Source organism: Verrucosispora sp. SN26_14.1, assembly GCF_004307965.1.
Lineage (GTDB): Bacteria > Actinomycetota > Actinomycetes > Mycobacteriales > Micromonosporaceae > Micromonospora.
Map to the genome: position 1 here is coordinate 1 of NZ_SISL01000078.1, position 17866 is coordinate 17866.

Here is a 17866-nt window from a genome sequence, read left to right on the forward strand (position 1 = left end):
AGATGGGTATCAGAGACAGCGCCACGCCCCCGCCGGTCCCCCGCGCTCGCGCACGTCGACGGCGCCGTAGCGATCCAATTCGCCGGCCGCACACACCTCCTGCGGAGGTAAGGAAGGGCACCTTGTTAACGCCTGCGGTAGAGCAGGGGTCCCCTCCTAACATCAGCGGTCGGCCGAGCGGACGGACCCGGGGATGCCGGACCCGCACCGGCTGCGGCAGGATCGGTGGCATGGATCTAGGACTCACCGACCGGGTGTACGTGCTCACCGGCGCCTCGCGCGGCCTCGGTCACGCCACGGCGCGGTGCCTGGTCGCCGACGGCGCCCGAGTCGTTCTCTCGGCCCGGAACGCCGACACCGTGGCCGCCGCCACGGCCGATCTCGGCGGCCCGGAGCACGCCGTCGGCATCACCGCCGACCTCACCGACCCGGACACGCCCGAACGGCTGGTGCACGCCGCCCACGAGCACTTCGGCCGACTCGACGGCGCGCTGGTCTCGGTGGGCGGACCGACCCCCGGCAGCGCCGCCTCGGTCGACGACGAGCAGTGGCGACGTGCCTTCGAGACCATCTTCCTGGGCAGCGTACGGACGGTGCGGACAGTGGCCGGGGCGCTGCCAGACGGAGGCGCCATCGCGCTGGTGCTGTCCACCTCGGTACGAGGACCGGTCACCGGGCTGGGCATCTCCAACGGGCTGCGCCCCGGCCTGGCCGGGGTGGCCAAGGACGTCGCCGACGAGTACGGCCCCCGGGGCGTACGGGTGGTCGGGCTGCTGCCGGGGCGGATCATGACCGACCGGAACCGGGAGCTCTTCGCCGCCAGCGGCGACCCCGAACAGGCCCGCGCCGAAGCCGAGGCCGGCATCCCGCTGCGCCGCATCGGTGACCCCGACGAGTTCGGGAAGGTGGCCGCGTTCGTGCTCTCCCCGGCCGCGAGCTACCTGACCGGGGTCACCATCCCGGTCGACGGCGGCGCGCTACGCGGCCTGTGACCAGGCAACCGAAGGGCAGCCCCGCCCGTCCGGCGACCAGGCGACCGGAAGGCAGCCCCGCCCGTCCGGAGACCGGGCGACCGGAAGGCGGCGCTGCGCGGCCGGTGAACGGGCAAGCAGAGGGCGGCCCGGCGCGAAGCGTCCGTGGCGCGGCGGTGCCGGGTCCCGGACCCGCCGCGCCAACCGACAGCGTGGATCGGGGGTACCGGCCGACCCGGGAGGAGATGGCGGCGGCCGTGGACCGGCTGCTGCCGGACGTCGTCGCCCCCGGATTGGACGTCCTGTTCGTCGGGATCAACCCCGGGCTCTGGTCGGCCGCGACCGGATGGCACTTCGCCCGCCCCGGCAACCGGTTCTGGCCGGCCCTGCACCGGGGCGGGTTCACCCCACGCCTGATGCACCCCAGCGAGCAGGACGAACTGCCCGGACTGGGACTGGGCATCACCAACGTGGTGGCTCGGGCCAGCGCCCGCGCCGACGAACTGTCCGCCGCCGAACTGGTCGACGGGGCACGGGAGCTGACCGGCAAGGTCGCCGCGTACCGGCCGCGCTGGGTGGCGGTCGTCGGGGTGACCGCGTACCGGATCGGTTTCGCGCGGCCGAAGGCCACCTTCGGCCGGCAGCCCGAGCCGCTGGCCGGCGCCCACCTCTGGGTCCTGCCGAACCCCAGCGGCCTGAACGCGCACTACACCCCGCAGACGCTCGGTGCCGCCTTCGCCGAACTGCGCGAGACGACGATCCGGGAGTGACCGCCGTCAGTTGGCGGCGGCGGGCGGCATCGCCTCGTCGGCGAGGTACTCCCGCGACGGGATGATCACCGGCTCCACCATGGCCTGGTCGGTGTGCGGGGTCGGCGAGTCGGCCACCGCGAACTGGGTGCGGTACAACTCGGCGTAGAGGCCACCGACCGCGACCAGTTCATCGTGCCGACCGCGCTCGACGATGCGCCCCTCGTCGAGGACGAGGATCTGGTCGGCGTCGCGGACCGTGGAGAGCCGGTGCGCGATCACCAAGGCGGTACGCCCGGTCAACGCCACCGACAGCGCGCGTTGCACCGCCGCCTCGCTCTCCGAGTCGAGGTGCGCGGTCGCCTCGTCGAGGATCACGATCGACGGTGCCTTGAGCAGCAGCCGGGCGATCGCGATGCGCTGCTTCTCACCGCCGGAGAAGCGGTAGCCGCGCTCGCCGACGGTGGTGTCGAGCCCGTCGGGCAGCGACCGGACCAGATCGGCGACCTGGGCACCGGCCAGTGCCGCCCAGAGTTGGTCGTCGGTGGCGTCCGGCTTGGCGTACCGCAGGTTCTCGGCGATCGTCTCGTGGAACAGGTGCGAATCCTGGGTGACCACACCGATCTCGTCCCGCAGCGATTCGAGGGTGGCGTCCCGGACGTCGACACCGCCGACCAGCACCTGACCGTCGGTGACGTCGTAGATGCGGGAGATCAGCATGGACAGCGTGGACTTGCCCGCGCCGGAGGGCCCGACCAGGGCGACCATCTGCCCGGGATCGACCCGGAAGGAGACGCCCTTGAGCACCGGCTCGTTGACCGTACGGTCCAGCGTGGCGACCTCCTCCAGCGACGCGAGGGAGATCTCGGCGGCGCTCGGGTAGCGGAAGCGCACGTCGCGGAACTCGACCCGGCCCGCGTCCCGGGGCACCGGGACCGCGTCGGACCGCTCCTTGATCGCCGGATCGAGGTCGAGCACCTCGAAGACCCGGTCGAACGAGACCAGCGCGCTCATCACGTCGACCCGGACGTTGCTCAGCGCGGTGAGCGGACCGTAGAGCCGGGTGAGCAGCAACGCGAGCGTCACGACCGTGCCGGCGCTGACCTCGCCGGTGACCGCCAGCCAACCGCCGAGCCCGTAGGTGAGCGCCTGGGCCAGCGAGGCGACCAGCAGCATCGCCACGAAGAACGTCCGCGAGTACATCGCGGAGGTGATGCCGATGTCGCGGACCCGCTCGGCGCGGGCGGCGAACCGGCCGGCCTCGGCATCGGGGCGCCCGAAGAGCTTCACCAACAGGGCGCCCGCGACCCCGAACCGTTCCGTCATGGTCGCGTTCATCTTGGCGTCGAGGTTGTACGACTCGCGGGTGATCTCGGCCAGCCGCCGGCCGACCCGCCGGGCCGGGATGATGAACACCGGCAGCAGTACCAGCGACAGCGCGGTGATCTGCCAGGAGAGGGTGAGCATCACGGCGGCGGTGAGCAGCAGTTGGATCACGTTGCTGACCACGCCGGAGAGCGTCGAGGTGAAGGCCCGCTGGGCCCCCATCACGTCGTTGTTGAGCCGGCTGACCAGCGCACCGGTCTGGGTGCGGGTGAAGAACTGCAACGGCATCCGCTGCACGTGGTCGTAGACCCGGGTGCGCAGGTCGAGGATGATGCCCTCGCCGATACGTGCCGAATACCACCGCTGGGCGAGGGAGAGCATCGCGTCGGCGACGGCCAGGCCGGCGATGAAGAACGCCAGCCGGATCACCAGTGCGCCGGCCTCGTCGCCGCCCCGGGTGATCGCGTCGATGACCTGGCCGGCGAGCAACGGGGTGGCCACCCCGATCACCGCCGCGACGACCACGGTCAGCAGGAACACGACGATGTCGCGACGGTACGGCTGGGCGAACGCCACGATCCGCCGGGCGACACCGCGCTGCAACCGGTGACTGGAGATCTCGTCACCGTTGCGCATCGACCGCAGCATGCTCCAACCGCCCATGCCGCCGGCGGCCATCGGGTTCGACACGCTCACCTCCGGGAAAGGGCCTCAGGATGCCGTCGGGTCAATTCTCCCGACAGCTACGACAACCTCGTGAGTAACCCGGATCTTCCCGAACGGTCCTTACTATTCTGCGTACCCGGCGAGATCGCGGATCCGCCGGGTCTGTGCTTCCCGCTCGGCCCGCTGCTGCTCGGCGTGGGTCCGCCCGGAGGCACCGGCGAGCAGTGCCTTGATCTCCACCACCGCGTCGCGCTGGTGGGCGACCAACCCGGCGGTGAGGTCGCGCACCGCGTCGTCCAGCTCCGCGTTCGGCACCACCAGGGTGGCCAGGCCGAGCCGGTCCGCCTCGGCGGCGTCCAGCCGCCGGGCGGTGGTGCAGATCTCCAGCGCACGGGCGTAGCCGACCAACTCGACCAGACGCTTCGTGCCGGCCAGGTCGGGCACCAGACCCAGCGTGACCTCGGCCATGGACAGCTTCGCGTCCTGCGCCAACACCCGCAGGTCGCAGGCGAGGGCGAGTTGGAACCCGGCGCCCATGGCATGCCCCTGCACGGCCGCGACGGAGATGATGTCCGGTCGGTGCAGCCAGGTGAAGCCGCCCTGGAGGGCGGCGATCCGGTCGGCGCACTCCGCTTCCGGCAGTGCGGCCAGCTCGGCGAACGAGCCCGGCCCGGTGGCGCTCACGACCGCCAGGTCGAGGCCGGCGGAGAACGCCCGCCCCTCACCCCGGACGACCACGACACGTACGTCACCGGGCAGGTCTCGGGAGAAATCACTCATCGCGCGCCACATCGACGGGGTCTGCGCGTTGAGCACCTCGGGCCGACACAGCGTGACCGTGGCGATCGGCCCGTCACACTCCAGCCGGACCCCGGTCGCCTCGGTGGTCACCGGGCGGCCCGGGTCACGGTGGTGGTGTACGACGCTGACGGGCGGGTCACGCCTTCTTGCGGCGCCGGGCGCCGCCGCGCTGCCGCAGCTGCACCCCGGACTCGGTGAGCACGCGGTGGATGAACCCGTAGGATCGGCCGGTCGAGGCCGCGAGAGCACGGATGCTCTCTCCTCCGGTGTACCGCTTGACGAGGTCCTTGGCGAGCGTCTGACGCTCGGCTCCGACGATCCGGCGACCCTTCTCAGTGCTGGTGGCTGTGCCAGTGGCTGCCATGCTGTGTCCTCACGTCCCAGACTGTGCGGTTCGGATACGGTCCCACCTATTAGACCGCCTCGAACGATCATGCGCCAGATATCAACTATTCGCCAACCGACACGCTATGCAATGTCAGCTTCCCGATAGGTGACGACATCCGGGACCCGACTGCGGGACACCGCTTCGGACCGGCCCGGAGCTGGCCCTCGACGAACCGCCGCCACCCACACGCACGGTGCCGCCGACACCACCGTCCGCCACCGATCCTCACCGCCGGTATAGATGGCGGCCACCGCCCGCCACCGGAGTCGCCCTCGGCCTCCGCGATGCTCCGGTCGGCCCGGTGCCCGTACGCTGCCGGCCATGCTCGACCTGCTCGGCACCGCGACCGTCGCCGCGGTGGTCTTCGCCGCCACCAACATCGACGACATCGTCGTCCTGACGGTGTTCTTCGTCGCCGCCCGCACCACCGGCCGTCCCCGCGTCGGGCAGATCGTCACCGGCCAGTACCTCGGCATCGGCGCCCTGGTGCTGGTGAGTGCCGTGGTCGCGGCCGGGCTCCTGGTGGTGCCCGACGAGTGGACCGGTCTGCTCGGACTGCTGCCGATCGCCCTCGGCCTCCGCGCGCTGCGGCGACGCGACGACGGCGAGCCGCCCCCGGTGGTCGCCGGTGTGGTCGGCGTGGCCGCCGTGACCGTCGCCAACGGCGCCGACAACGTGGCCGTCTACGTGCCGGTGCTGCGCACCCTCGGTGTCGCCGACGCCGCCGTCTTCGGAGTGGTCTTCGCGGCCCTGGTCGCCGTCTGGTGCGTCGCCGGTGCCTGGCTCGGCGGCCACCCGAGGGTGACCCGGCTGGTCGAACGCACCGGCCACTGGCTGGTGCCGGCGATCTTCATCGGCGTCGGCGTGGTCATCCTGGCCAGCTCCGGCGTCGTCGGTCACCTGCTCGACCTCGCCCGCTGACGTCGGCGCGCGTGTTAGGAGGGGACCCTTCCTATACGCCTGGCGTTAGTAGGGGGCCCTTCCTTACACCCGGTGCAAATGGTCAGGCCAGCTCGACCAGTTCGAGCAGGTCGTCGCTCCAGGCGTCCTCGTCGCCGTCGGGCAGCAGGATGGCCCGGTCCGGCTTGAGCGCCAGCACCGCGCCCGGGTCGTGGGTGACCAGGACGATCGCGCCCGGGTAGTTGGCGATCGCGTCGAGCACCTGCTCGCGGCTGACCGGGTCGAGGTTGTTGGTCGGCTCGTCCAGCAGCAGCACGTTCGCGCCGGAGCAGACCAGGGTCGACAGCGCCAGCCGGGTCTTCTCGCCACCGGAGAGCACCCCGGCGGGCTTGTCCACGTCCTCGCCGGAGAAGAGGAACGCCCCGAGGATCTTGCGCAGCTCGGTGTCGGTCTGCTCGGTCGAGGCGGCCCGCATGTTCTCCAGCACGGTCCGCTCGATGTCCAGCGTCTCGTGCTCCTGCGCGTAGTAGCCCAGCCGCAGCCCGTGGCCGGGCCGCACCTCGCCGGTGTCCGGCTCCAACAGCCCGCCGAGCATCCGCAGCAATGTGGTCTTGCCGGCACCGTTGAGCCCGAGGATGGCCACCCGGGAACCCCGGTCCACCGCCACGTTCACGTCCGTGAAGATCTCCAACGACCCGTACGACTTGGAGAGGCCGGACGCGGTCAGCGGAGTCTTGCCGCACGGCGCCGGGGCGGGGAAACGCACCTTGGCCACCTTGTCGCCGACGCGGACCTCATCCAGGCCCGACATCAGGCGTTCGGCCCGCCGGGCCATGTTCTGCGCGGCCACCGTCTTGGTGGCCTTCGCCCGCATCTTGTCCGCCTGGGCCATCAGGGCGCCGGCCTTCTTCTCGGCGTTGGCCCGCTCCCGACGCCGCCGCCGCTCGTCGGTCTCCCGCGCCTCCAGGTACGCCTTCCAGCCCAGGTTGTAGACGTCGACCACGGACCGGGTGGCGTCGAGGAACCAGACCTTGTTGACCACCGACTCCAGCAGCGACCCGTCGTGCGAGATCACCACCAGCCCGCCCTTGTGGTTGGCGAGGAAGCCGCGCAGCCAGGTGATCGAGTCGGCGTCGAGGTGGTTGGTGGGCTCGTCGAGCAGCAGGATCCCGCCGCCGTTGTCGGCCGCGTCGCGGAACAGGATCCGGGCCAGCTCGATGCGCCGACGTTGACCGCCGGAGAGGGTGCCGATGGTCTGGGCGAGCGCCCGGTCGGGCAGCCCCAGGTTCGCGCAGATCCGGGCCGCCTCGGCCTCGGCCGCGTACCCGCCGAGCGCGGCGAACTGGTCCTCCAGCGCGCCGTACCGACGGACCAGCTTCTCGTCACCGCCGTCGGCGAGCTTCTCCTCCAGGTCCTTCATCCCGGCCATCAGCTTGTCCAGGCCCCGGGCGGAGAGCACCCGGTCGCGGCCGGTGACCTCCAGGTCGCCGGTACGCGGGTCCTGTGGCAGGTAGCCGACGGCGCTGCGCCGGTCGATCTGTCCGGCGTACGGCTGTCCCTCACCGGCGAGCACCTTGAGGGTGGTGGTCTTGCCGGCACCGTTGCGGCCGACCAGGCCGATCCGGTCGCCCGGCTGCACCCGCAGCGTGGTGTCGGACAGCAGGATCCGGGCGCCGGCGCGCAGTTCCAGGCCGCTGGCAGTGATCATGTCGGGGTACTCGCTCTCGGGATCCGCAGGGCTGACTCAGGGCACACGAAAGCGCCGGCGGATCATGGTGACCCGTCGGCGCGGGGCGTTCAGCCTTCGCAGAGCAGCACGGGTCGATTGTACCGGGCCCCGGTGAACGGCGAACGCGGATTACCGACCAAGATCGTCGGGTACCGATTCGCCGTCCGGACCGGTTCCGGCCCGCGAGCCACCGACTGATCGGGGTCATCATGGAGCTGAACGAGAACGCGCGGATCGACACCAGCCAGGTGGAGGACCGGCGAGGTGGTGGTGGAGGGGGCGGCGGGCTGGGCATCCCCATCCCGATCGGCGGTGGTCGCGGCGGCATCGTCGGGATCGTCATCGCCGTGCTGGTGGCGCTGGTGGGCGGCGGCTTCGGGCTGAACGCCATGACCGGCGGCGAGCAGGGCGACAACACCGCGTTGGAGCAGCGCTGCGAGGCCCCGGACGCCCTGGAGCAGCTCGACTGCCGCAACAGCCTCTACGTCAACTCGATCCAGGCGTACTGGCGGACTGCCCTGCCGGAGGCGTTCGGCGAGCAGTACCGGCCGACCCGTACCGTCTTCTTCGACCAGGCCGTCAACACCGCGTGCGGCCAGGCCGACTCGGGCGTCGGCCCGTTCTACTGCCCGGCCGACTCGCTGGTCTACATCGACCTCTCCTTCTACGAGGTGCTCGCCACGCAGCTCGGCGCCACCGGTGAGTTCGCCCAGCCGTACGTGCTGGCCCACGAGTACGGCCACCACGTGCAGAACCTGCTCGGCACCAACGAGCAGGTCCGCCGCCAGCAGCAGCGGGATCCGGGCAACGCCAACGACCTGTCGGTCCGCCTGGAGTTGCAGGCCGACTGCTTCGCCGGAGCCTGGGCCAAGAACGCCACCGGCACCGCCGACGATCGCGGCCAGAAGATCTTCACCAGCATCACCGAGCAGGACATCGCCGAGGCCATCGACACCGCCGAGGCCATCGGCGACGACGCCATCTCCCGGCGCGCCGACCGGCCGGTGAACCCGGAGGAGTTCACGCACGGCTCCTCGGCCGACCGCAAGCGCTGGTTCAACCGTGGCTACGAGTCCGGCACCCCGGCCTCCTGCGACACCTTCAGCGGCGCGATCTGACGCGGTGCGGACGGGCCCCGGTCGACGCCTGGAAGGGCGTCGACCGGGGCCGTCCGTGTCCGACGTGACGACGGCTCAGGCAGGATCGCGGATCAGGATGTGCACGGCGCGGGCGGCGGTGATCGCGGCCAGCAGCACCGCGTACCGGGGCTCGGGCACGTCGAGCAGCCGGTCGGCACGCAGTGCGGCCAGTGGGGCGAGTCGGCGCTCGGCGAGCACGGTGTCCACGGCCCGCCGGTCGCCACCGGCGACCACCGCGTCCAACCGCTCGGCCTGCGGCAGCAGCAGCCGGGCCGCCAGGTCGACGGCGTCGGCGAGGGCGGCCTTGGCCTGGTTGTCGCGCCGCCGGGCGAACCGCTGCTGGGACCAGCCACCGGCGGCGGTGCGCCCCTGCACGTACCGCGTGTCGACCTTGTGCACCGGCAGCTTCTCCCCCTCCGCGACGCCGACCGCCACCGCGCCCTTGCGCGCCAGCAGCAGTCCGATCCGGCGGGACACGACGGCCTCCGCCACGAAGGTGTCCAGGTCTGCGGTGGCAGGCGAGCCCGGTGGGGTGTGCAGTTCGGCGGTGGCACCGTCCGGGGCGGTGAGCAGGAGTCCGTACTCCTGCGCGGTGGTGGTGGGCGGACCGTGCCGGTCGGCGAAGCCGGCCACCCAGCGTTCGGTCCGGGCCGGGTCGATCTCGACCCACCGGCCTCCCCCGGCGGCGGGTCGGCTGCTCATCACCCGACCTTACGGCAGACGGACGGGGCGGTACCGTCCGGCGGAAGCGGATCGGCGGCGCCGGGTCCCTCAGTCGCTCGGCGCGAGGTGGACCAGCAGGTCGGCGCAGCGGCGCGATTCGGCGATGACCGCCGCGTTGGCCTGGTCGCTGCCCTGTGCCCAGGCGCGGGCCGCGTCGGGTGTCTTGCCGAAGGCGACGTGGCGGGCGACGAGCCGGTCGAGGCGGACCTCCTCGGCCACCTCCAGATACCAGGTGGTGTCGAGCAGGTCGCGGACGAACTTCCACGGATGCGAGTCGAGCAGCAGGTAGTTGCCCTCGGTGACCACGATCGGGGTGCGGCGGGGCACCGGGATGCTGGAACCGATCGGCTCCTCGATGTCGCGGCGGAACGTCGGCGCGTAGACGACCTCGTCGGTCTGGTCGCGTAGCCGGCGGAGCAGGGCGAGGTAGCCGTCCGCGTCGAAGGTGTCCGCAGCGCCCTTGCGGTCGGCGCGGCCGAGTGCGCCGAGGACCTCGTTGCTCAGGTGGAAGCCGTCCATCGGCACCAGGACGGCGTCCGGGCCGAGCTGCCGGACAAGGGCCTCCGCGACGGTGCTCTTGCCCGCGCCGGGCGGCCCGACGATCCCGATGAGCGTACGGGCGGCACCCGCCGACATCGCCCGGGCGCGGTCGGCGAGTCCGCCGAGCGTCAGGGTGTCAGCCGGCGGCCAGGACACTGTCCACGCTCCCCTGTGTCTGGTGCGGCACGGCGCCGCAGCCGCACGAGTCCCGGTGCCGGAAGGTGGCCGGCACCACCACGGACTGCGGGGCGCGGTCCGGTCGCCGGATCCGGGCGAGCAGGAGTTCGACGGCGGTCGAGGCGAGTCGGGCGGCGTCCTGCGCCATCGCCGAGATCTGCGGGTCGAACAGGTCGGCCCATTCGAAGTCGTCGTAGCAGACCAGGGCGATGTCGTGCGGCACCTTCAACCCGGTACGCCGGATGGCGCGGAGCGCGCCCAGGGTCATCTGGTTGTTCGAGACGACCAGGGCGGTGGCCGGTTCGTCCGAGGCGAGGTGCTCGACGAGGCGCTGCTCCGTGGTGCGTTCGTCGGACTCACCGGCGATGACCAGCCCCGGGTCGTCCGCCAGCCCCAGTTCCGCGACGGCGCGCTGGTATCCGGCGAGCCGGTCCTGGGCCGACATCTCCCGCATGGCGCCCCGGACGTAGCCGATCCGGTGGTGCCCCTGCGCCGCCAGGTGGGCCGTGAGGTGGTGGATCGAATCCAGGCACTCGGAGTAGACCTGGTCGCCCGGCAGGGTCGACCGGCGGTCGAGGAAGATCGTCGGCAACTGCTCGTCGAGCAGCTTCTGCAGGCACTGGGTGAGTTCGCCGTGGCCTTCGAGCGGATTCACGATCAGGCCGCTCACCCGCCGCGCCAGCAGGTGGTTGATCACGTCCAACTCGACCTCGGGGTCGTCGTTGGTGTCGGCCAGGATCAGGGTGTACCCGGCCCGTCGCAGGTGCCGCTCGATGTCCCGGATGAGCGCGGCGAAGTACGGGTTGGTGACCACGGACATCGCCAGCCCGATGGTGTCCGTGGACTGCGTGGCCAGGGCCCGGGCGGCGAGGTTGTGCCGGTAACCGGTCGACTCCAGCGCCTTGCGCACGAGTTCCTCGGTCTCCGGGGCGACCTTGCGCGTCTTGTTGAGCACGTGCGACACGGTCGTCGTCGACACTCCGGCGATCCGTGCTACCTCGGCCATCGTCGCCACTCGTTTTGCACCCTTTCCCCCGGCTCGCCACCTGTCCTACGGCTGCCGGGACCACGGCGAGAAGGAGCTCAATCTAACCAAAAGCAAGCCCTTGCGCAAGCGGTTGCGCGGGGGTAAAGTTCCGCCATCTTCACGGTACGCAAGCGGTTGCGCATCTGATGAAGTGCTGGTGGGGATGCCCGACGACGCAACACGGCCCGGCAGGACGACGGTAGGCGGAACTCCCCTGATGTGGTCTGACTAGTCGACAAGGATCTGGTGGCATGAAGAGGACATTCCGGACAGTAATCGGTGTAGCCATGGCCGGCGCGCTCGCCTTCTCGGTGGCCGCCTGTGGCAACGACTCCGCCGCGGAGGGCGGCGAGGAGCAGTTGACCATCGGGTTCGTCCCGGGCATCGCCTCCGACCCCTTCTTCCGCGCCATGCAGGTCGGCGCCGAGGCGAAGGCCCAGGAGCTGGGCATCAGGCTGCTGTGGCAGGGCGCGCCGGACGAGTACTCGCCCCAGTCGCAGATCCCGTTCGTCGACTCGATGCTCACCCAGCAGGTGGACGGGCTCGTCCTCGTCCCCACCGACCCGGACGCGCTGCAGCCCAGCGTCACCAAGGCGCAGTCGGCGAACATCCCGGTCGTCACCGTCGACACCACGGTCACCGACCAGAGCTACCTCACCTCGGCGATCACCGGTGACAACCGTGAGGGCGGCCGGCAGGCGGCCCAGACCCTGGCCGAGCAGATCGGAGAGTCCGGAGAGGTCTTCCTGATGTCCGGCTCGCCGACGGCGACCACCAACCAGCTCCGCGAGGAGGGCTTCACCGAGGAGCTGAAGAAGTACCCGGGCATCACCCTCGTCGGCAAGGAGTACGCCAACAGCCAGCCGGCCAGGGCGACCTCGGCGGTCAACACGATCCTGCTGAAGCACCCGAACCTCAAGGGCATCTTCGCCGTGGACGGCACCTCCGGCTCCGGCACCGTGGCGGCGCTGCGCAACGCGGGCAAGGCCGAGCAGGTCAAGCTCATCGGCTACGACGCGTACGACAACCAGGTGGCCGACCTGAAGGCCGGCATCTACAGCGCTCTCGTCGCCCAGAAGCCCGGCGACCAGGCCGCGCTCGCCCTGCAGAACCTGGTGGACACGATCCGCGGCCAGAACGTCGACAGCATCGAGAAGGACGTCGTGATGACCAACGTCGTGATGACCAACGACAACCTGGCCGAGACCGAGCAGTACCAGTACCCGACCCAGTAGTCGGCGGCGATCAGGGGAATGCGGATCTCAGGAGGAGGAGCACCATGACGGCCGACACCACACAGGCGGCGAGCGAGACGCGCGCCAGCCGCCTGATGGCGACACTGCTACGGCAGGACGTGATCCTGCTCGGCGTCCTCATCGTCATGGTGGTCTTCTTCACGGCGATGAACCCGCTGTTCTTCAGCCGGTTCGCCTTCGCCAACATCCTGCAGGACTGGGCCCCGGTCATGCTGTTGGCGATCGGGCAGACGTACGTCATCATCACCGGCGGCATCGACCTGTCGGTCGGATCCACGCTCGGATTGAGCGGCGTGGCCTGTGCGATGACGATGAGATCCCTGAACGAGGGTGGAACGGCCACCGCCACGACCATCGCCGTCGGCGTGGTGGTGGCCCTCGCCACCGGTCTCGCGGTCGGCCTGGTCAACGGGCTGCTGATCACCCGGGCCAAGTTGGCGCCCTTCATCGCCACGCTGGCCACCATGGGTGCCGCCGCCGGTCTGACGCTGGTGCTGACCGGCGGCGTCCAGATCGCCGGCGGCCCGGCCGAGGTGATCCGGCTCGGCAACACGCAGTACCTCAACCTGCTGACCGTCCCACTGATCATCGTGCTCGGTGTGCTGGCGGTCGCGTGGCTGACGCTCAGTTTCACCCGGTTCGGCCGCTGGACGTACGCGGTGGGGTCGAACGGATTCGCCGCGCGGGGTGCCGGGATCAACGTCGATCGGCACCTGCTGAAGGTGTACATGCTGGCCGGGTTGATGGCCGGCCTGGCCGGGTTGTTCGTCTACTTCCGGCTCGGCTCGGGCTCGCCCACCTCCGGCCAGGGCCAGGAGCTGGCGGCGATCGCCGCGGCGGTCATCGGCGGCACCAGCCTGGCGGGCGGCGTCGGGCGGATGTCCGGCACCGTGCTCGGCGCACTCATCACGACGGCGGTCCTCAGCGGCCTGATCCTGATCGGCGTCGCACCGAACTGGCAGCAGGTCGTCATCGGCGTCCTGATCGCCGTCGCGGTCGGGGTCCAGCAGATCAACATCCGTACCAGGAGGGGAGCCGGCCGTGGCTGACGCACCCATCTACGAGGCCCGCGAGGTCACCAAGTCCTACGGCAGCGTCCGGGCGCTGACCGACGTCAACCTGTCCCTGCGGGCCGGAGAGATCATCGGTCTGGTCGGCGACAACGGGGCCGGCAAGTCGACACTGGTGAAGGTGCTCTCCGGCGTGCACCGGCCGGACACCGGCGGCGTGTATCTCGACGGCGTGGCACAGGAGTGGAAGTCGCCGCACGACGCGCTCCAGGCCGGCATCGAGACGCTGTACCAGGACTCCGGGCTCTGCCCCGACCTCACCATCAGCGGCAACGTCTTCCTCGGCCGGGAACGCCGTCGGCCGGGGCTGCTCGGCAAGCTCGGATTCCTCGACAACAAGGCCATGGCCCGCGTCGCGCACGAGGAGTTGGAGCGGGCCGGGATCGGCCTGACGACCGGCGTACGGCGCAACGTCAACCAGCTCTCCGGTGGGCAGCGGCAGGCCGTCGCCATCGGCCGCGCCGTCGCCTGGGCCCGCAAGGTGATCATCCTGGACGAGCCCACCAACCACCTCGGCGCCCGGCAGTCGGGCGAGGTGCTGAAGGTGATCGCGGGAGCCCGGGAACGGGGTCTGGGCGTCATCTTCATCTCGCACACGCTGCCGCACGTGCTCCAGGTGACCGACCGCATCGTCGTGCTGCGCCTCGGCCGGGTCGTGGCCGACGAGCCGACGTCGTCGTTCACCCCGGACTCGCTGCTGAAGGTGATCACCGGTCTGCACACTCCCGAGCCGAGGAGCTAGGCCGTGACGGTCCGACTGCAACTCGCCATCGACGCGCCGGAGCACTTCGCGCTCATCCCGCGCGTCGGCCGGTACTTCGACATCATCGAGGTCGGCACGCCCGTGCTCAAGCGCTTCGGGCTCGCCGCCATCAGCACCGTCCGGGAACTCGGCGCGGACACACCGGTGCTCGCCGACACCAAGACGGCCGACGGCGGCAGCCTGGAGGCCGAGATGGTCTTCGCCGCCGGGGCCGCCATGATGACCGTGCTCGCGCACGCCTCCCCCGCCACCCGACGCGACACCGACGAGGTGGCCCGACGGTACGCGCGGGAGGTGGTGCTCGACACCATCCTCGACGGCGAGCTGGACGTGGAGCCGCTGCTGGACGGCCGCGCACCGCAGGACGTCTGGCTGGCCCTGCACTCCCCGTCCGACGCCCGGCGGGCCGGTCTCGGCAACGAGGACCACATCGACCGGGTGGCCCAGCGCCGGGAACGCGGATTCCGCGTCTCCCTGGCCGGCGGCATCGGGCGCGCCAACCTGGCCCGCGCCCTGGAGGCCGCCCCCGACATCGTCGTGATCGGCTCGGGAGTCACCGAGGCCACCGACCCGGAAGGAGAAGCGGCATGGATCAGGGCACAGGTCGACCTGTCGACTCCTGGCACCTGAGCGGCACCGAACTGAGGTCGGTGCTCGCGGCGCTGCCCGTCGAGGAGTACGACCGGTTCGTCTCCTGCTTCGACGGCGTGGCCGAGGGCCGCCTCTTCTTCTCCGGGCAGGGCCGCTCCGGGCTCGCCGCGCAGATGGCCGCGATGCGTTTCATGCACCTCGGCCTGGCGGCGCACGTCGTCGGCGAGGCCACCGCGCCGTCGGTGCGGTCGGGCGACACGTTGGTGATCGTGTCCGGCAGCGGGCAGACCCCCGTCAGTGTCGGCTTCGCACGGATCGCCCGCGCGGAGGGCGCGAAGGTGCTGCTGGTGACCCACCAACGGGAGAGCCCGCTGCGGGATCTCGCGGACGGTTCCATCGTCCTGCCGGCGGACGCCAGCCGACAGTTCGGCGGCACGCTCTTCGAGCAGTCGGCGCTGATCCTGCTCGACTCCGTGGTGCTGGAGCTGATGCGGGCGCTGCCGGACCCGGACGCCACGATGAGCTACCACCACACCAATCTCCAGTGACCGCGTCGACCGGAGCCGGGGTGGCGCCCTCCGGCGTGGTCGTGGTGGGCGACCTCCTCGCCGACATCATCGAGCACGAGGACGGGACCCGTACCCGCCACCCCGGCGGTGCCGGGCTCAACCTCGCCGTCGGCGTACGGCGGCTCGGGACACCGGCGGCACTGGTGTCACCGGTCTCCGCCGACCGCCTCGGCGCGTGGTTGCGGGACGCGGTCACCGCCGAGGACGTCGCCCTGGTGCCACTGGCCTGCGCGCTGCCGACCGGAACAGCGACGTCCCGGCGGGTGGCGGGAGAGCCGGCCTACGAGTTCTCCGAGGCGATCCAGAACCGGCGGTACGCGTACCCGGAGGCAGAGGTCGCGGCCATGGGCAGCGGCGCCGTCCTGGTCGTCAACTCGTACCCGATGGACGACCTCGGCCAGGTGCAGGCGCTCGTCGACGTCGTCCGCCGGACCGGACGGACCTTCGTCGTCGACCCCAACGTGCGGCCCACGCTGGTGCGGGACGTCCCGGCGTACCGGTCGGGACTCCGCCGGCTCGCCACCGTCGCCGACGTGGTCAAGCTGAGCCTGCAGGACATCGCCGACCTGCACGTCGAGGACCCCGAGCAGTTCGTGGCCGAGCTGCTGCGATCGGGGGTACGGGTGGTCGTGCTGACCCGGGCCGCCGACGGCGTGTCGGTGCACACGGCTGACGGGGTCGTGGCGACCGCACCCGTACCGGACCGACCCGGACCCGTCGTCGACACGATGGGCGCGGGCGACGCCACCCTCGCCCGCCTGGTGTGCGGCGTCGCCGAGGACGGCGTCGACCTGGACGCGGCGCGGTGGCGCGATCTTGCCCGCGAGGCGATGGACCTCGCGGCCGACATCTGCCGGATCTCCGGCGGCAACCTGGCCGCGCTGCGGCCCACAGGACGGAAAGAGCGATGAGGGAACTGAGCAACGCGAGCCTGACCTCGCTGCCCAGCGAGGTCGAGGCGCCCCGCTACGACCGGGCGGCACTGCGCGGCGGGATCGTGCACTTCGGTGTCGGGCACTTCCACCGCTCGCACCAGGCGATGTATCTCGACGAACTCATGCGCCGGGGGCAGGGCATGGACTGGGCGGTGCACGGCGTGGGCGTCCGCCCCGCCGACGAGGGCACCCGCAACCGGCTCGCCGCGCAGGACCATCTCTACACGCTGACGGTGAAGGAGCCGGACGGCAGCCGACGTAACCGGGTGATCGGCTCGCTGCTGAGCACCGGGTACGCCCCGCAGGACCCGACCGGCGTCGTGGAGCGCATCGCCGACCCGGCCACCCGCGTGGTGTCGCTGACCATCACCGAGGGCGGGTACGGCATCGACCAGGTGACCGGCGAGTTCACCGGCGACTCCGCCCCGATCCGCGCAGACCTGGACGCCGACGTGCCGAACGCGACACCGTTCGGGTTGGTACTCCAGGCGATGCGCCTGCGGCGCGCCCGGGGCCTGGGCGGGCTGACCGTGATGTCCTGCGACAACATCCAGGAGAACGGCGTGGTGTCCCGCGCCGCGTTCCTCGGCTTCGCCGGGATGAAGGACCCCGAGCTGGCCCGGTGGATGGCACAGGAGGTCTCCTTCCCGAACTCGATGGTGGACCGGGTGACCCCGGCGACCGTGGACGCCGACCGGGCGTACCTGGAGCGGACCTTCGGCTACCGGGACCGTTGGCCGGTCACCGCCGAGCCGTTCCACCAGTGGGTGCTGGAGGACACCTTCGTCGCCGGCCGCCCACCGCTGGAGGACGTCGGCGTGGACATCGTCGGGGACGTCGAGCCGTACGAGCTGATGAAGCTGCGGTTGGCGAACGGCACCCACCAGGCGCTCTGCTACTTCGGTTTCCTGCTGGGGCACCGGTACGTGCACGAGGCCATCACCGACCCGGACGTCCAGGCGCTGCTGCTGCGGTACATCGACGAGGAGGCCGTACCGACGCTCAAGCCGATCGCCGGGGTCGACTTCCGGGCGTACGGCCGCACGGTGGTCGCGCGCTTCGGCAACCCGGAGATCCAGGATCCGTTGACCCGGATCTGCGCCGACACCTCGGACCGGATCCCGAAGTTCCTGCTGCCCGTGGTGACCGCGCAGCTCGCCGACGGCGGGCCGGTGGGCATCTGCGCCGCCGTCGTGGCGGCCTGGGCGCGGTACGCCGAGGGCACCGACGAGCAGGGCCAGCCGATCGACGTGGTGGATCCGCGTCGGGACAGCCTGATGGCCGCCGCGCGGCGCAACGGGGACGACCCGACCGCCTTCATCGCGGACCGGTCGCTCTTCGGCGCTCTCGCGGACTCCCCCCGGTTCGTCGAGGCCTACGTCGAGGCCCTGCGACTGATCCGGACCGGCGGCGTGCGCGCCGCCCTGCGGCAGATCGTGGCGACACCGTCCCGCTGAGCCGGGACCAGTCGGCACCGTCCCGCTGAGCCGGGACGTGTCAGACGCCGTACAGCCTTCCGGCCCGCCGCGCTGTCGCTGTCGCTTAT

At 71.3% G+C, this 17866-nt stretch carries 18 protein-coding genes; 11 read left to right on the forward strand and 7 right to left on the reverse strand.

The window, feature by feature from the left end:
• The first annotated feature begins 230 nt into the window (after positions 1 to 230).
• Together EYA84_RS10465 and mug are read left to right on the forward strand one after the other, a co-directional pair.
• Complete coding sequence (locus EYA84_RS10465) at positions 231 to 992, forward strand: SDR family oxidoreductase (RefSeq protein WP_131052836.1); 762 nt, start codon at positions 231 to 233, stop codon at positions 990 to 992.
• 224 nt (positions 993 to 1216) lie between these two features.
• A complete protein-coding gene (mug, locus tag EYA84_RS10470) occupies positions 1217 to 1741 on the forward strand; it encodes a G/U mismatch-specific DNA glycosylase (protein WP_131052849.1) in 525 nt (174 codons plus the stop codon).
• Positions 1742 to 1747: 6 nt separating this feature from the next.
• Here the strand turns inward: mug and EYA84_RS10475 are convergent, their stop codons facing one another.
• The 3 genes from EYA84_RS10475 to EYA84_RS10485 all read right to left on the reverse strand — a co-directional run bounded on the left by EYA84_RS10475 (position 1748) and on the right by EYA84_RS10485 (position 4877).
• Positions 1748 to 3724 (reverse strand): ABC transporter ATP-binding protein, encoded by a 1977-nt coding sequence (locus EYA84_RS10475; RefSeq protein ID WP_131052850.1) that lies wholly within the window; start codon positions 3722 to 3724, stop codon positions 1748 to 1750.
• Between the two features lie 111 nt (positions 3725 to 3835).
• Positions 3836 to 4603 (reverse strand): enoyl-CoA hydratase/isomerase family protein, encoded by a 768-nt coding sequence (locus tag EYA84_RS10480; protein ID WP_131052837.1) that lies wholly within the window; start codon positions 4601 to 4603, stop codon positions 3836 to 3838.
• Positions 4604 to 4649: 46 nt separating this feature from the next.
• Positions 4650 to 4877, reverse strand: coding sequence for a helix-turn-helix domain-containing protein (locus EYA84_RS10485; protein ID WP_007072022.1), 228 nt, complete (start codon positions 4875 to 4877; stop codon positions 4650 to 4652).
• A gap of 345 nt (positions 4878 to 5222) precedes the next feature.
• On the opposite strand from EYA84_RS10485, the gene EYA84_RS10490 reads away from it, so the two are divergent.
• Positions 5223 to 5822 (forward strand): cadmium resistance transporter, encoded by a 600-nt coding sequence (locus EYA84_RS10490; protein ID WP_201272350.1) that lies wholly within the window; start codon positions 5223 to 5225, stop codon positions 5820 to 5822.
• An 82-nt stretch (positions 5823 to 5904) separates the two neighbouring features.
• Here the strand turns inward: EYA84_RS10490 and EYA84_RS10495 are convergent, their stop codons facing one another.
• Positions 5905 to 7509, reverse strand: a complete 1605-nt coding sequence (locus EYA84_RS10495; RefSeq protein ID WP_131052838.1) for an ABC-F family ATP-binding cassette domain-containing protein — start codon at positions 7507 to 7509, stop codon at positions 5905 to 5907.
• 230 nt (positions 7510 to 7739) lie between these two features.
• Here EYA84_RS10495 and EYA84_RS10500 point away from each other — a divergent pair, with 230 nt between their 5' ends.
• Entirely contained in the window at positions 7740 to 8648 is a 909-nt protein-coding gene (locus EYA84_RS10500; protein WP_131052839.1) for a neutral zinc metallopeptidase, read from the forward strand.
• A 75-nt stretch (positions 8649 to 8723) separates the two neighbouring features.
• Here the strand turns inward: EYA84_RS10500 and EYA84_RS10505 are convergent, their stop codons facing one another.
• From EYA84_RS10505 to EYA84_RS10515, 3 genes are all read right to left on the reverse strand, one after another.
• Entirely contained in the window at positions 8724 to 9371 is a 648-nt protein-coding gene (locus EYA84_RS10505) for an acVLRF1 family peptidyl-tRNA hydrolase (protein WP_131052840.1), read from the reverse strand.
• Between the two features lie 69 nt (positions 9372 to 9440).
• Positions 9441 to 10088 carry a nucleoside/nucleotide kinase family protein gene (locus EYA84_RS10510; RefSeq protein WP_255446606.1) on the reverse strand — a complete coding sequence of 216 codons (648 nt, stop codon included), beginning with the start codon at positions 10086 to 10088 and terminating at the stop codon, positions 9441 to 9443.
• A complete protein-coding gene (locus EYA84_RS10515; RefSeq protein ID WP_131052841.1) occupies positions 10069 to 11115 on the reverse strand; it encodes a LacI family DNA-binding transcriptional regulator in 1047 nt (348 codons plus the stop codon). Before EYA84_RS10515 ends, EYA84_RS10510 begins: the two co-directional genes overlap by 20 nt.
• 308 nt (positions 11116 to 11423) lie before the next feature.
• On the opposite strand from EYA84_RS10515, the gene EYA84_RS10520 reads away from it, so the two are divergent.
• From EYA84_RS10520 to EYA84_RS10550, 7 genes are read left to right on the forward strand one after another with little or no spacing between them, the layout of a single operon-like run.
• Complete coding sequence (locus EYA84_RS10520) at positions 11424 to 12371, forward strand: ABC transporter substrate-binding protein (RefSeq protein WP_161594944.1); 948 nt, start codon at positions 11424 to 11426, stop codon at positions 12369 to 12371.
• Between the two features lie 44 nt (positions 12372 to 12415).
• Positions 12416 to 13441, forward strand: coding sequence for an ABC transporter permease (locus tag EYA84_RS10525; protein WP_131052843.1), 1026 nt, complete (start codon positions 12416 to 12418; stop codon positions 13439 to 13441).
• A complete protein-coding gene (locus EYA84_RS10530; protein ID WP_131052844.1) occupies positions 13434 to 14204 on the forward strand; it encodes an ATP-binding cassette domain-containing protein in 771 nt (256 codons plus the stop codon). Before EYA84_RS10525 ends, EYA84_RS10530 begins: the two co-directional genes overlap by 8 nt.
• Before the next feature lie 3 nt (positions 14205 to 14207).
• Positions 14208 to 14855, forward strand: coding sequence for an orotidine 5'-phosphate decarboxylase / HUMPS family protein (locus tag EYA84_RS10535; RefSeq protein ID WP_131052845.1), 648 nt, complete (start codon positions 14208 to 14210; stop codon positions 14853 to 14855).
• A complete protein-coding gene (locus EYA84_RS10540) occupies positions 14813 to 15364 on the forward strand; it encodes an SIS domain-containing protein (RefSeq protein WP_131052846.1) in 552 nt (183 codons plus the stop codon). Before EYA84_RS10535 ends, EYA84_RS10540 begins: the two co-directional genes overlap by 43 nt.
• Positions 15361 to 16296 carry a PfkB family carbohydrate kinase gene (locus EYA84_RS10545; protein WP_131052847.1) on the forward strand — a complete coding sequence of 312 codons (936 nt, stop codon included), beginning with the start codon at positions 15361 to 15363 and terminating at the stop codon, positions 16294 to 16296. Before EYA84_RS10540 ends, EYA84_RS10545 begins: the two co-directional genes overlap by 4 nt.
• Positions 16293 to 17777 (forward strand): mannitol dehydrogenase family protein, encoded by a 1485-nt coding sequence (locus EYA84_RS10550; protein ID WP_131052848.1) that lies wholly within the window; start codon positions 16293 to 16295, stop codon positions 17775 to 17777. The genes EYA84_RS10545 and EYA84_RS10550 overlap by 4 nt, the downstream gene beginning before the upstream one ends.
• Positions 17778 to 17866 lie beyond the last annotated feature (89 nt).

Bases quoted from the DNA above. Each gene is read 5' to 3' on its own strand.
- EYA84_RS10465 (WP_131052836.1), top strand. From the start codon at position 231: ATGGATCTAGGACTCACCGACCGGGTGTACGTGCTCACCGGCGCCTCG.
- mug (WP_131052849.1), top strand. From the start codon at position 1,217: ATGGCGGCGGCCGTGGACCGGCTGCTGCCGGACGTCGTCGCCCCCGGA.
- EYA84_RS10475 (WP_131052850.1), bottom strand. From the start codon at position 3,724: ATGGCCGCCGGCGGCATGGGCGGTTGGAGCATGCTGCGGTCGATGCGC.
- EYA84_RS10485 (WP_007072022.1), bottom strand. From the start codon at position 4,877: ATGGCAGCCACTGGCACAGCCACCAGCACTGAGAAGGGTCGCCGGATC.
- EYA84_RS10490 (WP_201272350.1), top strand. From the start codon at position 5,223: ATGCTCGACCTGCTCGGCACCGCGACCGTCGCCGCGGTGGTCTTCGCC.
- EYA84_RS10495 (WP_131052838.1), bottom strand. From the start codon at position 7,509: ATGATCACTGCCAGCGGCCTGGAACTGCGCGCCGGCGCCCGGATCCTG.
- EYA84_RS10500 (WP_131052839.1), top strand. From the start codon at position 7,740: ATGGAGCTGAACGAGAACGCGCGGATCGACACCAGCCAGGTGGAGGAC.
- EYA84_RS10505 (WP_131052840.1), bottom strand. From the start codon at position 9,371: ATGAGCAGCCGACCCGCCGCCGGGGGAGGCCGGTGGGTCGAGATCGAC.
- EYA84_RS10515 (WP_131052841.1), bottom strand. From the start codon at position 11,115: ATGGCCGAGGTAGCACGGATCGCCGGAGTGTCGACGACGACCGTGTCG.
- EYA84_RS10520 (WP_161594944.1), top strand. From the start codon at position 11,424: ATGGCCGGCGCGCTCGCCTTCTCGGTGGCCGCCTGTGGCAACGACTCC.
- EYA84_RS10525 (WP_131052843.1), top strand. From the start codon at position 12,416: ATGACGGCCGACACCACACAGGCGGCGAGCGAGACGCGCGCCAGCCGC.
- EYA84_RS10540 (WP_131052846.1), top strand. From the start codon at position 14,813: ATGGATCAGGGCACAGGTCGACCTGTCGACTCCTGGCACCTGAGCGGC.
- EYA84_RS10550 (WP_131052848.1), top strand. From the start codon at position 16,293: ATGAGGGAACTGAGCAACGCGAGCCTGACCTCGCTGCCCAGCGAGGTC.